The following is a 14,158-nucleotide window of genomic DNA, read 5'->3' on the forward strand; positions in this document are numbered from 1 at the left end:
GCGGTCGCGGCGTTTTCGCCACCGGCAGTAAAAGTCACCTGTCCGGGCGCCGCCGATTTCAATTGCCATCATGGGGTTATCGATGAGGAAGTCCCAACGAATCACCTGCGTTGCCGCTGCCGCGCTGACGGTACTGGCGTTGTCCGCCTGCGGTGACAAGAAGCCCCAGGCCGGGGCCGCCATGCCGCCGCCCGAAGTCGGCGTCGTCACCGTCACGCCGTCGCCGGTGGCGGTCGTCAATGAACTGCCGGGCCGCCTGGAAGGCGTGCGCACGGCCGAAGTGCGCGCCCGTGTCGAGGGCATCGTGCTGTCGCGTAACTACCAGGAAGGCGGCGAGGTCAAGGCCGGCCAGGTGCTGTTCCGCATCGACCCGGCGCCCTACCAGGCCCAGCTCGCTTCCGCCAAGGCCAGCCTGCAGCGCGCCGAGGCCAATGCCGTGACCGCGCGCCAGAAGGCCGAACGCTACAAGCCGCTGGTCGCCGTCAATGCCGTCAGCAAGCAGGAGTACGCCGACGCCGTGGCCGCCGCCGGCCAGGCCGACGCCGACGTCGCCGCGGCCCAGGCCGCGGTGACCACCGCCCAGATCAACCTGGGCTACACCACGGTGACGGCGCCCATCGGCGGCCGTGCCGGCCGCGCGCTGGTGACCGAAGGGGCGCTGGTCGGCAAGGGCGAGGCGACCCAGCTGGCGCTGGTCGAGCAGGTCGACCCGATCCGCGTGACCTTCACCCAGCCCGCCAGCGAGGTGGCCAAGCTGCGCCGCGCCATCGAGTCGGGCCAGATCAAGGGCGTCGACGGCGGCGCGCGCGTGCATCTGTTCGTCGAGGACGGCCGCGAGTACGAGCACACCGGCAAGCTGCTGTTCTCCGACATGACGGTGGACCCGACCACGGGCGCCATCACGCTGCGCGCGCAGTTCCCCAATCCGAAGCGCGAGCTGCTGTCGGGCACCTTCGTGCGCGTGCGCATCGAGCAGGGCCTGAACGAGCAGGCGCTGACCGTGCCGCAGCGCGCGCTGATCCGCAATGCCCAGGGCGCCAGCGTGCTGGTGGTGGGCCAGGACGGCAAGGTCGCCGCCATGCCGGTCAAGGCGCCGCAGGCGGTGGACGATCGCTGGATCGTCACCGAAGGCCTGAAGGGCGGCGAGCAGGTCATCGTCGAGGGCCTGCAGAAGGTCAAGGTGGGCGCGCCCGCCAAGGCCGTGCCGTTCGTGCCCCAGGGCGCTGCGCAAGGCGCTTCGGCGCCGGCCGCGCCGGCCAAGAAGATCGAAGCCGAGGCCGGCGGCGCAGCCAAGCAGGGTTAATCCAAGCGGAACCAGAAGGGAGCCAGTTTTATGGCCAAGTTTTTTATCGACCGGCCGGTGTTCGCCTGGGTGGTCGCGCTGATCATCGTGCTGGGCGGGATCTTGTCGATCCTGCAGCTGCCGATCGCGCAATACCCCAACATCGCGCCACCCACGGTGTCGGTGACCGCCACCTACCCGGGCGCTTCGGCGAAGACCCTGGAGGATTCGGTCACCACCGTGATCGAGCAGGAACTGAACGGCGCGCCCGGCCTGCTCTACTACAACTCCACCAGTGAGGCCACCGGCCTGGCGACGATCACCATCGCCTTCGAGCCGGGTTCGAACAACGACCTGAACTCGGTCGAAGTGCAGAACCGCCTCAAGCGCGTGGAAGCCCGCCTGCCGGCCGAGGTGCGCCAGCAGGGCGTGCGCGTGGACAAGGCCGGGAACAACTACATGATGTTCCTGACCGTGTCGTCGAAGTCGGGCCGGACCGATGCCATCACGCTGGGCAACTACGTGTCGGCCAACCTGCTCGACTCGATCCGCCGCGTGCCCGGCGTCGGCCAGGCCGACCTGTTCGGTACCGAGTACGCGATGCGCGTCTGGCTGGACCCGGCCAAGCTGACCGGCTTCAACCTGACGCCCAAGGACGTCACCGCGGCCATCTCCGAGCAGAACGTCCAGGTCGCCGTGGGCGAGCTGGGCGGCACCCCCTCGCCCAAGGGCACCGAGCTGAACGCCACGGTGACCACCGAGAGCCGCCTGACCACGCCCGAGCAGTTCGCCAACATCCTGCTGCGCGTGAATCCGGACGGCTCCTCGGTGCGCATCCGCGACATCGGCCGCGTCGAACTGGGCGGTGCCGACTACTCCACGCTGGCCCGCACCAACGGCAAGCCGTCGGCCGCGATCGCCATCAAGCTGTCGCCCAGCGGCAACGCGCTGGCCACCGCCACCGCGGTGCGCGCCAAGATGGAAGAGCTGTCGAAGATCTTCCCCGACGACTACCAGTACTCGGTGCCTTACGACACCTCCGCCTTCGTCAAGATCTCGATCGAGGAAGTGGTCAAGACGCTGCTGGAAGCCGTGGTGCTGGTGTTCCTGGTGATGTACCTGTTCCTGCAGAACATCCGCGCCACGCTGATTCCCACGCTGGTGGTGCCGATCGCGCTGCTGGGCACCTTCGGCACGCTGCTGGCCTTCGGCTTCTCGATCAACGTGCTGACCATGTTCGGCATGGTGCTGGCCATCGGTATCCTGGTGGACGACGCCATCGTGGTGGTGGAGAACGTCGAGCGCATCATGAGCGAGGAAGGGCTGTCGCCACGGCAGGCCACCCGCAAGGCGATGGGCCAGATCACCGGCGCCATCGTCGGCATCACGCTGGTGCTGACCGCGGTGTTCATCCCGATGGCCTTCTTCTCGGGCTCGGTGGGCAACATCTACCGCCAGTTCTCGGTGTCGCTGATCGCCTCGATGGCCTTCTCGGCGCTGATGGCGCTGTCGCTGACGCCGGCGCTGTGCGCCACGCTGCTCAAGCCGGTGCAGGCGGGCCACCATCATGAGAAGACCGGCTTCTTCGGCTGGTTCAACCGCACCTTCGCGCGCGGTGCCAGCAGCTACCAGAGCGTGGTCGGCCGCGTGCTGGCGCGTACCGGCCGCTACCTGATCGTCTATGCGCTGATCGTCGGTGCGATGGTGGTGCTGTTCAAGCGCCTGCCCTCCTCCTTCCTGCCCGACGAGGACCAGGGCTACATGATCACCGTGGTGCAGCTGCCCAACGGCGCCACCCAGGAGCGCACGCTGGGCGTGCTCAAGCAGATCGAGGACTACTACCTGACCAAGGAATCGAAGGTGGTGGACCAGATGATCACGGTGGCGGGCTTCTCCTTCTTCGGCCGCGGCCAGAACGGCGGTATCGCCTTCGTGCGCCTGAAGGACTGGAAGGAGCGCACGGGCCCGGGCGAGACCGCGCAGGCGATGGTCGGCCGTGCCTTCGGCGCGCTGTCGGGCATCAAGGACGCCATCATCTTCCCGCTCAACCCGCCGGCGATCTCTGAGCTGGGCAACTCCTCGGGCTTCGACTTCCGCCTGCAGGACCGCTCCGGCCAGGGCCACGCCAAGCTGATGGAAGCCCGCAACATGATGCTCGGCATGGCGGCCAAGAATCCCGCCCTGGCCGGCGTGCGTCCGGAAGGGCAGGAAGACGCGCCGCAGCTGCAGATCGACATCGACCGCGAGAAGGCACGCGCGCTCGGCGTCGCCGTGGCCGACATCAACAGCACGCTGTCGGTCGCCTTCGGCTCGCTGTACGTCAACGACTTCATCTACGAAGGCCGCGTGCGCAAGGTGATCGCGCAGGCCGAAGGCAACGACCGCAAGCTGCCCGACGACCTGAGCAAGCTGCGCGTGCGCAATGCCAACGGCGACATGGTGGCGTTCTCGGCCTTCTCCACCTCGAAGTGGGTGATGGGTTCGCCGCGCCTGGAGCGCTACAACGGCCTGCCCGCGGTGAAGATCGCCGGCCAGCCGGCGCCGGGGCACAGCACCGGCGAGGCGATGAAGGAGATGGAGGCGATGTTCGCCAAGCTGCCGCCTGGCTTCAGCTACGAGTGGTCCGGCCAGTCGTACGAAGAGCGCCTGGCGGGTTCGCAGGAGCCGATGCTGTACACGCTGTCGATGATCATCGTGTTCCTGTGCCTGGCCGCGCTGTACGAGAGCTGGACGATCCCGGTGGCGGTGCTGCTGGTGGTGCCGCTGGGCGTGCTCGGCGCGCTGCTCGGCGTGACGCTGCGCGGCATGCCCAACGACGTGTACTTCAAGGTCGGCCTGATCGCCACCATCGGCCTGTCGGCCAAGAACGCGATCCTGATCGTGGAGTTCGCCAAGGACCTGCAGGCGCAGGGCAAGGGCCTGGTCGAAGCCACGCTGGAAGCGGTGCACCTGCGCTTCCGCCCCATCCTGATGACCTCGATGGCCTTCATCCTGGGCGTGCTGCCGCTGGCGATCGCCACCGGCGCGGGTTCGGGCAGCCAGCGCGCCATCGGTACCGGCGTGATCGGCGGCATGTTCACTGCCACGGTGCTGGCCATCTTCCTGGTGCCGGTCTTCTTCGTGGTGATCCGCAAGCGCTTCGGCAGCAAGCCGCAGCCGGAGCTGGAACACGGACAGGGCTGGAACGAGCCGCAAAAGGAAATCTGATATGACCAAGACTCTGACCGCACTGCTGCTGGTGGCCGGCGTCCTGTCCGGCTGCACGATGGCGCCGCGCTATGAGCGTCCCGAGGCGCCCGTGGCCGGCGGCTATCCGGCCGCGCCGGAAGGCTATGCCGCCGCCGAGGTGAAGAGCGGCGAGACCCGCCGCGCCACCGAGATCGGCTGGCGCGAGTTCTTCCGCGATGCGCGCCTGCAGGCGCTGATCGCCGCCGCGCTGGAGAACAACCGCGACCTGCGCACCGCGGCGCTGCGCATCGAAGAAGCGCGCGCCCAGTACCAGGTGCAGCGCGCCGACCTGCTGCCCACGCTGAATGCCCAGGCGGGCTACACCCGCCAGCGCTACGCGGCGGCGCAATCGGCCACCGGCCAGCCCTATGTGGCGCAGTTCTACCAGGTCGGCGGCGCCGTCGCCTCGTACGAGCTGGACTTCTTCGGCCGCGTGCGCAGCCTGTCCAACGCCGCGCTGGCGCAGTACTTCTCCACCGAGGAGGCACGCCGCGCCGCGCAGGTCTCGCTGGTGTCGGAAGTGGCCAAGGCCTACCTGTCCGAGCGTTCCTACGCCGAGCAGTACGACCTTGCCGCCGATACGCTGAAGACGCGCCAGGACACCTACGAGTTGTCCAAGCAGCGCTTCGCCGCCGGCGCCACCTCGGCGCTGGACCTGCGCGACAACGAGTCGCTGGTGGCGCAGGCACGCGTGTCGGCCGCGCAGCTGGCGCGCCAGCGCGCGCAGGCGCAGAACGCGCTGGAAGTGCTGGTGGGCAAGCCGATCGCGTCCATCGCCGGCCTGCCCGCGCCGATGCGCCTGTCCGACGAGCGCATCATCAGCGACATCCCGGCCGGGCTGCCGTCCGACCTGCTGGAACAGCGTCCCGATGTGCGCCAGGCCGAGCAGGCGCTGCTGTCGGCCAACGCCAACATCGGCGCGGCGCGCGCGGCCTTCTTCCCGCGCATCACGCTGACCGCCAATGCCGGCACCATCAGTCCGGGCTTCAAGAGCCTGTTCGATGCCGGTACCGGTGCCTGGTCGTTCGCGCCGCAGCTGGTGCTGCCTATCTTCGACTACGGCCGCAACCTCTCCAACCTGGACCTGGCCAATGTGCGCAAGAACATCCAGGTGGCCAACTACGAGAAGACGATCCAGAACGCCTTCGCGGAAGTGGCCGATGCGCTGGTGGCGCGCGGCACGCTGGAAGAGCAGGTGGCAGGACAGGAGCAGGTGCGCGAGGCCGAGGCGGCACGCTACGAGCTGTCGACCATGCGCTTCAAGAACGGTGTGTCGAGCGAGCTGGACCGGCTCGACGCGCAGCGCCAGCTGTTCACCGCGGAGCAGGCACTGGTGCAGGCGCGGCAACTGCGCCTGAACAATGCCATCGACCTGTATCGCGCGCTGGGCGGCGGCCTGGTGGAGACGGGCACGGTGGCCGCCGCGCCGGCGCCGCAGGCCGGCACCGCCACGCAATAAGCAACAGGCAGCAAGTCACAGGCAAGACGGCGCGGCCCGCAGCGCGGGCCGTGCAACCAGGCTGGGCGGAGCGCGCGAGCGCTCCGCCCTTTTTTTCCGGCGCGCCACCACGCCACCGCGCCGTAACCTACCCCCATACCGGGCGGCTATCATTGGTCATCATGGCAGGACCATCGCGGCGCCCCGCTCGCGGCACCACGATCCTCCAGCACCCGCCAGCGTGGCGGACAGATCACCGGAGACTTCCGTCATGCCGACCCTCCTACCGATGCCCGAACCGTCCGGCCCCGACGCGCCATGAGCGGCAGCCCGGACGGCCATGCGCCGCAGGCAAGCGCCGCGCGCGAGGCGGTACGGCGTGCCGTCGCCACGGTCTGGCGCGAGGAATCGGCCCGCATCGTCGGGGCGCTGGCGCGCCTGGTGCGCGATCTCGGCCTGGCCGAAGAGCTGGCGCAGGATGCGCTGGTCGCCGCGCTGGAACACTGGCCGGCGGACGGCCTGCCGGACAATCCCGGTGCCTGGCTGATGGCCGCCGCCAGGCACCGCGCGCTCGACCAGCTGCGCCACGGCAAGATGCGCGCGGCCAGGCTGGAACAGCTCGGGCAGGAACTGGAGGCGCAGCAGGCCGCGATCGTGCCCGATTTCGTCGATGCGCTCGATGCCGCGCGCGCGGACCCGATCGGCGACGACGTGCTGCGTCTCATCTTCACCGCCTGTCATCCGCTGCTGCCCGCCGCATCGCGCGTGGCGCTGACCCTGAAAGTGGTGGCCGGGCTGAGCACGGCGGAGATCGCGCGCGCCGGGCTGGTGCCGGAGGCCACCGTCGCGCAGCGCATCGTGCGCGCCAAGCGCACGCTGTCCGAGGCGCGCGTGCCGTTCGCGCTGCCGCCGGCGGCAGCGCTGGGCGAGCGCCTGGCCTCGGTGCTGGAGGTGATCTACCTGATCTACAACGAGGGCTACACCGCCACTGCCGGCAGCCACTGGATGCGGCCTGACCTGACCGCGGAGGCGCTGCGGCTGGGCCATATGCTGGCGGCGCTGGCGCCGCAGCGCGCCGAGGTGCACGGCCTGCTGGCGCTGATGGAGCTGCAGGCTTCGCGCGCGGCGGCGCGCACCGATGATGCGGGGCGTCCGGTGCTGCTCGCCGAGCAGGACCGCGCGCGCTGGGACCGCGTGCAGATCCAGCGCGGGCTGGCAGCGCTGGCACATGCCGAGGCGCTGGCGGCGGCGCAGGAGGATGGCCCGGGGCCCTACCAGCTGCAGGCCGCCATCGCCGCCTGCCACGCGCGCGCGGCCAGCGCGGCGCAGACCGACTGGGCCCGGATCGCCGCGCTCTATGGCCTGCTGGCGCGCGTGGCACCCTCGCCGGTGGTGGAGCTCAACCGCGCGGTGGCGGTCGGCATGGCCGAAGGGCCGCAGGCGGCGCTGGAGATCGTCGACACCCTGCGCGGCGACAAGTCGCTGCAGGCCTACCAGTGGCTGCCGAGCGTGCGCGGCGACCTGCTCGCCAAGCTGGGCCGCGAGGCCGAAGCCCGTGCCGAGTTCGAACGTGCGGCCGCGCTGGCCGGCAACGCGCGCGAGCGGGAACTGCTGCTGGCGCGCGCGGCCGCCATGCGCGGCTGAGGCAGGCCGGAGCCGCTCAGAACTTGTAGGAGGCGGCCACGAAGACGATCAGCGGGTTCGGTTCCAGGCGCGTGGTCGAGGACGACAGGATGGTGCCGTTCGAGGCCTTGATGGTCATGGTCGAATCCGTCTTCAGCGGGATGTAGGTCAGCGCCGCGGTCAGGCCCCAGTGTTCGGTGAAGTTGTAGGTGCCGCCGATATTGAAGATCGGCGCCCACGAGGGCGATGCGCTGGCTTCCACCGAGGTCGGGCCGGGGATGCCGGCGCCGGCTGCCAGGATGGCGCCGAGGTTGTTGTTGACCGAGCTGGCGAAGGCCGGGTTCACCGTGATGTTGGTGAAGAAGTTGTACGACACGCCCAGGCCAAGGAAGGGGCGGAACTTCGAGGTCGGCTCGAGGAAGTGGTACTGCACCATCGCCGCCGGGCTCCACTGGCGCGCCTTGGTGACGATCGGGTTGAGCGAGGGGTCGCCCAGGCTCTGGCGGCCGAGCGCGCCGGCCGGTCCCGGCGGGATCAGCTCGCCGTGGCCGTACAGCTTGAACTCGGGCGGGATGCCGCCCACCCCCGTCACCGCGATGTGGTCGGTGAAGAAGTGGCTGAAGGTCAGGCCCAGCGTATTGGCGTTCGAGCTGGAGATGCCGCTGCCCGGGGCGCTGAAGGTGCTGGGCAGGCCGAGCGGATAGTTGATCGGCGTGTCGGCCAGGCTGGTGGTCAGCGGGCCGCTGGTGCCGCGCGTGTTGATGTAGAACCAGCCGGCCGATACCACGTTGTCGCCGGCCTTCTGGGCGAAGGCGGCGGGAATGGCGGCGCAGGCGGCCAGGCCGGCGAGCAGGCAGTTCAGGGCGAGGCGTCGGATGTTCTTCATGGTCTTGTCTCCCGCGTGAAGCGTGGTTCAGGCTTTCTGTCGTTTTCTGTTGTCGTCAGGCCGGCGGGCGGCGTGGCGCCGCCCGCGCTCTCATTGCACGAAGGCGCCGATGGTGAAGTAGGGGCCGCTGCTCTGCGCCTCGAGGAAACCGAACACGCCCCCGGTGAAGACCAGCTTGCCGAAGGGGCCGCTGCCGGCGGCGGCGTCGCGGCGCGTGGTGGTGACCACGCCCGCCACCGTCTGCGTGTAGTTGAGCGTGTAGGGAGTCGCCAGCGAGGCATTCGAGGCCTGGAACGGGTCGAGCATGGTCGCCGCGGCATCGACCAGCGCGGTGGTGCGGTAGGCGAAGTTGCTGTCGACGCCCACGTACTCGCCGTTGACCGAGCCCACCCCGATGCGCGATGCCGGTGCCATCATGCCGATGCCGATCTCGTCGTCGGCGCCGAACGGGCCGCCGCCGAGCAGGCTGCCCGACAGATTGTCGTTGGCATAGCCGACGCGGATCATGACCGGCACCAGCTGGCCGCGCAGCTTGCCCACGATCAGGTAGGCGCGCCCCTGCACGGTGCCGATCGAAGGCGACACCTCGCCGGCGTAGTTGGTCGACAGCAGGGTGCCGCTGGCCGCCTGCGCCACGAAGTTGTTGCCGCGCTGCGAGCAGGTACCGGTGGCGTTCTGGCATACGGAGAACGAGCCGTTGGAGGCGAGCGCCATCGTGTAGTCCTGGCTGACCTGCTTGAAGTTCTGCGACGGCACTTCGTGGAAGCCCAGGCCGTTGTAGTAGCCGGCCACCTTGGACAGGTCGGTCTCGGTCTGCGTGAAACCGATGAACTGGAAGTAGTTGAAGGTGGTGTCTGGCACGTTCACGGTGCCCGGCAGGCCGGTGTACTGGATGCGCGCGCCGGGAATGGTGCCGCCCGCCACGCCCATGCCGACGAACATGCGGGCCGGCTTCGAAGCGTCGAGGCTGGCGCCGTTGAGGCGGAAGGCGCACTGGTTGAGCTTGTCGGTGGGCAGTCCGGTCTCCTGGGACAGCGTGCCGGACATCACGTTGGAGCCGCTGCTGGTATCGCTGCGCGATGGCTGCACGGTGCCGGTCTTGCGCGGCACCGACGAGTCGAGGAAGGTGACCTGCCAGGTCATCCTGGCGGTGTCGAGCTGCACCTTGACCAGTTCGCCCGCGCCGCTGCCGCCGATATAGGGCGTGGAGTAGTCGATCGCGGCCGGGCACAGCCGGTCCTGCGTGGTGGCGGCGGTGCTCGTGCCGCCATTGCTGCCGCTGCTGCTGGATGCGGCGGTGCTGCCGCCACCGCCATCGCCGCCGCCGCCGCAGGCGCACAGCGCGGCGGCCGCCAGCAGGGCGGCGGCGCGTGCGGCCAGCCCGTGCCTGGCGGCACCCGGCGTGGCGATGGTGGATGCGGAACGGTGCTGCGGATTCGTGTCGCGCTGCATGGTATGGGTCTCCTCTCCTCTAGGTTCCAGGCGTTCGGTACGGAACGGGCTGTCCTGCCGTCTGCGCGGCCGCCTGGTGTGCGGCGACTCTCGCCGCCGCCTCACTGCAGCGTCAATAGAGCGCGCGTTCCAAACATCGGGCCGGCGCACGGCACGCGGCGCGAGGCTTGCCGCAGGCCGGCGCCGGAGGCACCGCGCGCCCGCTGTTCAAACGCAGCGCGTGCCGGCCCGTTGCCTCCGTTTGAATGGCCGCCGCTGCCGCGCGGCGGTCCGGTTCAGAAGCGGTACTCGCTGTTGGCCGGATCGAAGGCCGCGGCGTCGAAGGTCTTGCGCACGGCTTTCTCGAAGACGATCTTCTCGACCATCTCGCCGTTCTCGTTCCACGCGGTTTCCACGCGCGGCCAGGGATTGCGCAGGTCCAGCATCAGCTGCACCTTCTTGGCGTAGTAGGCCGGCGCGCCGGCCGGCAGGTCCCAGGTCAGCGCCACCATGCGCGTGCCCTGCTCCTGCACGATGTCCACGCGGCTGTATTTCTCGCTCAGGCCCGCGGCGCGCAGCGAGCGGGCGTCGCGCTCGAGCATGGACAGCACGAACTGGAAGCCGAGGTCGCGCACGGTATGGTTGGACTGGCCGCGCGCCAGCGAGCCGTCGAGCGCGATCCACATCGAGGCGAAGCTCATCAGCCCGCCGAGATGGCCGTACATCTCGTCCTTGCGCCTGGTCTCGTCGTAGACGATCTCCTGGCCGGCCTGCGCGCCGCCGGGCAGCCACTTCGCGTACAGCTGGCGCGGCTGGTGGCGGTAGCGGATCATCATGCGCGCGGGCTGCTCCTGCCACTGGCCGTTGAGCCGCTCCTGGCGGCTCATCCAGTATTCGTATTCCGGATAGCGGTTCATCTCGGCGCGTGCCCACAGCAGCAGGGTCCCGGGCTGCAGTGCGTGGAAGGTCGCGAGCAGCTGGGCGTCGTCGAGCTTGCGCAGCTCGCCGCTGGCGACCTGGCGCGAGAACAGGCTCGCCTGCTGGCCGGCGGGCAGGCCATCGTAGGGGGTGCCCTGCGCCGGCGCGGCAGCGGGCGCAGCGGCGGCTGTGGCGGCGGGCGCCGGCTGGGCGAAGGCCGCGGGCGGCACGGCCAGCGGGGCGGCCATCAGGCCCAGGGCGCAGCCGATGGCGGCGGCGATGAACAACGGTCTCATCTGAAGTCTCCTGTGTCTTGGTGCGTCCTGCTGCGGCTTCGGCTTCTGCGGCTTCTGCTGCTTCTGCGGCCACTACGGTGCAGCTTCGGGCGATGCAGGCCGCCGTCGGGCGACAGCGGGGCGACAGCGGGCGGCAAGCGCCCGTGCGCCTGGCGCGCGGCGCCATCGCAGTCGGATTGCGGTTGGGGAAGACGGGCCGGCGAGGCGGCGCGGACGCTGCCGCCGTGGCGGCCCTAGTTCCTGGAGCGCGTGCGCATCCAGTCGTCGAGCGGATTGCTCGGGAACGGCGGTGGCCGCTCGCGCGAGCTGCCGCGTACCGGCAGGCTCGTCACGGCGGCGCGCGCGGCTCCCTCGCTGCGCGTGCTGGTGCGCACGCGCCGCGCGGGCTCGGCCGCGGCCCTGGTGGACGGCTGGGATGGCGCCGACCCTTCAGGCTGCGCCGGCTGCCGCACGCTCTCGTCGGCGTGCTGGCGCTCGCCGATCTCGAACACCGCGTGCAGCGCGCCGAGCTGCTGCTCGGCCGGCGCGGGAGCCTTCAGCGCAGCCACGACCATCGCGCTGAGCTGGGCCAGCACATGCGCGTCGCTCATGGTCTTGCCCTGCGTGAAGGCGGGCATCAGGTTGCCCAGGTCGTCGCCGGCCAGCACGCCGGCGAGCGCCTTGAGGGCGAAGTGCAGGCGCCAGCCGAGTTCCTGGCGCGGCAGCTCGGGCAGGGCCCGTGCGAAGGCGTCGAAGAAGCGGCCGAACACCGGGGCGTAGTGCCCCATCAGGTAGGACTGGATGAAGGGCGAGGTATCCGAGTAGACCCGGCCCAGCAGGCGCAGGAAGGCCGGCCCGCCGATGCCGGGCTCGCGCGCCATCTGCAGCGCGGGCACGAACAGCGCGCCCATCACGTGCTCGCAGCGGATCTGCTCGCCGGGCCAGCTGGCCTCGCAGGCGTCGAGCAGGGCCAGCCGCCGCGCGTTGAGCGGATCGAGGCGGCGGCTCAGCACCGCCTGCATCATGATGTCCTTGCTGCGGAAATGGTAGTTGACGGCGGCCAGGTTGACGATCGCGCGCGACGTGACCTGCCGTAGTGAGGTGCCTTCGTAACCGACTTCGATGAACAAGCGCTCGGTGGCATCCAGTATCCGAGCCTTGGTGTCTCCCGCCGTGCTTCTCCCGGTCTTCATGGGGGGCGTCTCTCTGCTTGTGCTGCGTGAACCCCAAGCAACAAACACTGCAACTGTCCCGCTCCATGCTCTTGTCGGCGAACGGATGCTTGAAACAGTTGTACGAAGCCTAGCGACGCAATCGAGCGTTTCACAAGCCCGAAATTCGAAGAATCCTTCTAGGCTTCGCGGTGCACCGGCGGATGCCGCCAAGGACCGCGGCACGCGGCCCGGCGGCCGCTGCGGCCTCTGCGGCCTCTGCGCCGGCGCGTGGCAAGGCGTTCCGGGCGGCCCCGGGCATTGCTACGCGGCCAGCCGCTGCACCAGCGCATGGGCATTCTGCGCCGTCAGCGCGAACACTGACAACTGCGGATTGGCCCCGATACTGGTGGGGAATGCCGATCCGTCGAAGACCGACAGGTTGCCCAGCTGGTGATGGCTGCCGTGGCTGTCCACCACGCCCTGGCGCGGGTCGTCGCTCATGCCGCAGCCGCCCATCAGATGCGCGCTGAACAGCGCGGCGCGGAAGGCCTTCAGCGGTAGCGCGGGAATGGCCTGCCGGGCCTCGGCCCAGCTCGTGTAGTAGGGTGCGTCGAGGTGGGCCGGCCGCACGCGCGCCGCGCCGCCGGCGAACTGGGCCTCGGCCATCGACAGCCAGGCGCGGCGCACGCCGTCCCACAGGTAGTCGCTGACCTCGTAGTCGAGGATGGGGCTGCCGTCGGCCGCCACGCGCACGCGCCCGCCTGCGCTCTGCGGCACGAAGCCGTCGCGCAGCAGCGCCAGCATCGCGCTGGTGTTCGGCAGCGCCGCCATGTCGTGCCGCAGCGGTTCGCCGATCGCATTGAAGACGCCGGCGCTGATGCCGGGGAACAGCGGCGGCACCTCCAGCTTGTAGCCGGCCGGCCCGGTCGCGCCGTCCTTCCACTGGAAATGGTCGGAGGCGATCGACTGCGGTGCGCCATAAAAGGGATCGATGCGATCTGGCATCTGTGCGATGCTGAGATTCACCGGATGGATAAAGGTGCGCTGTCCCAGCCGCTCGTGCGGGTCCGGCGCGCCCGAGCGCAGCAGCAGCGCGGGCGTGTTGATGGCACCGCCGGCGGCGACGTAGTGACGGGCCTTGACGGTGACGGTGACGCCGGTCGGCGTGACCCCGTCGGCGCCGAGCGCCGCGCCGGCCAGCCCCTGCACGCGCTTGCCGTCGTGCTGCAGCGCGCGCACGCGCACGCGGTGGACCAGGGTGGCGCCCTTGGCCAGCGCCGCCGGGATGGTCGAGACCAGCATCGACTGCTTGGCATTGACCGGGCAGCCCAGGCCGCAGTAGCCCGAGTTCCAGCAGCCCTTCACATTGCGCGGGATCACGTGCCATTCCCAGCCGAGCTGCTCGCAGCCGCGGCGCAGCACGTCATTGTTGGCGTTGGGCGCCATGGCCCAGGGTGCCACGCCCAGGCGCTCCTCCATGCGCGCGAACCAGGGCGCCATGTCCTGCGCGGAGTGGCCGCTGACCGCATGCTGCTCGGCCCAGTGCGCCAGCGTCTGCGGCGGCGTGCGGAAGCTCGACGACCAATTGACCGTGGTGCTGCCGCCGACCGAGCGGCCCTGCAGGATGGCGATGGCGCCATCGGAGGTGGCGCGCCCGGCTGCCTCCTGGTACAGCTCGCGGTAGGCGCGCCCCTCGTCCATGTCGCGGAAGCTGTCCGAGGTGCGCAGCGCGCCCTCCTCCAGCAGCACCACGCGCAGGCCGGCGGCGCTGAGGGTCTCGGCGGTCACGCCGCCGCCGGCGCCGCTGCCGATGATGGCCACGTCCGCCTCGAAGTGGCGCGGGGCGGTGAAGGTGGAGGCGTCGTGCACCTGCCAGCCGGAGGCGATGCCGGCCGTGTAGAGATCGTCGATGGGCATGGCGGG

Annotated in this window: 9 protein-coding genes; 4 read left to right on the forward strand and 5 right to left on the reverse strand. The window is 70.1% G+C overall.

Features of this window, described 5'->3' with window-relative positions:
• Positions 1-82 precede the first annotated feature (82 nt).
• The 4 genes from BKK81_RS01740 to BKK81_RS01755 all read left to right on the forward strand — a co-directional run bounded on the left by BKK81_RS01740 (position 83) and on the right by BKK81_RS01755 (position 7,592).
• On the forward strand, positions 83-1,303 hold the full coding sequence (locus BKK81_RS01740; protein ID WP_071010491.1) for an efflux RND transporter periplasmic adaptor subunit: 1,221 nt from the start codon (positions 83-85) through the stop codon (positions 1,301-1,303).
• 30 nt (positions 1,304-1,333) lie between these two features.
• On the forward strand, positions 1,334-4,489 hold the full coding sequence (locus tag BKK81_RS01745) for an efflux RND transporter permease subunit (RefSeq protein ID WP_071010492.1): 3,156 nt from the start codon (positions 1,334-1,336) through the stop codon (positions 4,487-4,489).
• Position 4,490: 1 nt separating this feature from the next.
• Positions 4,491-5,969: an efflux transporter outer membrane subunit gene (locus BKK81_RS01750; protein WP_071010493.1), complete on the forward strand. Its 1,479-nt coding sequence runs from the start codon at positions 4,491-4,493 to the stop codon at positions 5,967-5,969.
• A gap of 297 nt (positions 5,970-6,266) precedes the next feature.
• A complete protein-coding gene (locus BKK81_RS01755) occupies positions 6,267-7,592 on the forward strand; it encodes an RNA polymerase sigma factor (protein WP_071010494.1) in 1,326 nt (441 codons plus the stop codon).
• A 16-nt stretch (positions 7,593-7,608) separates the two neighbouring features.
• On the opposite strand, the gene BKK81_RS01760 is transcribed toward BKK81_RS01755, so the two are convergent.
• The 5 genes from BKK81_RS01760 to BKK81_RS01780 all read right to left on the reverse strand — a co-directional run bounded on the left by BKK81_RS01760 (position 7,609) and on the right by BKK81_RS01780 (position 14,152).
• Positions 7,609-8,457, reverse strand: a complete 849-nt coding sequence (locus BKK81_RS01760; RefSeq protein ID WP_071010495.1) for an OmpW/AlkL family protein — start codon at positions 8,455-8,457, stop codon at positions 7,609-7,611.
• A 90-nt stretch (positions 8,458-8,547) separates the two neighbouring features.
• Entirely contained in the window at positions 8,548-9,909 is a 1,362-nt protein-coding gene (locus tag BKK81_RS01765) for a DUF2957 domain-containing protein (RefSeq protein WP_071010496.1), read from the reverse strand.
• A 275-nt stretch (positions 9,910-10,184) separates the two neighbouring features.
• Positions 10,185-11,102: a DUF1571 domain-containing protein gene (locus tag BKK81_RS01770; protein ID WP_071010497.1), complete on the reverse strand. Its 918-nt coding sequence runs from the start codon at positions 11,100-11,102 to the stop codon at positions 10,185-10,187.
• 233 nt (positions 11,103-11,335) lie between these two features.
• The gene (locus BKK81_RS01775) at positions 11,336-12,274 is read right to left on the reverse strand and encodes a TetR/AcrR family transcriptional regulator (RefSeq protein WP_071010498.1); all 939 of its coding nucleotides are present in this window, start codon (positions 12,272-12,274) and stop codon (positions 11,336-11,338) included.
• A 282-nt stretch (positions 12,275-12,556) separates the two neighbouring features.
• Positions 12,557-14,152, reverse strand: a complete 1,596-nt coding sequence (locus BKK81_RS01780; RefSeq protein WP_071010499.1) for a GMC family oxidoreductase — start codon at positions 14,150-14,152, stop codon at positions 12,557-12,559.
• Positions 14,153-14,158 lie beyond the last annotated feature (6 nt).

The organism is Cupriavidus sp. USMAHM13 (genome assembly GCF_001854285.1).
Classification (GTDB): domain Bacteria; phylum Pseudomonadota; class Gammaproteobacteria; order Burkholderiales; family Burkholderiaceae; genus Cupriavidus; species Cupriavidus malaysiensis.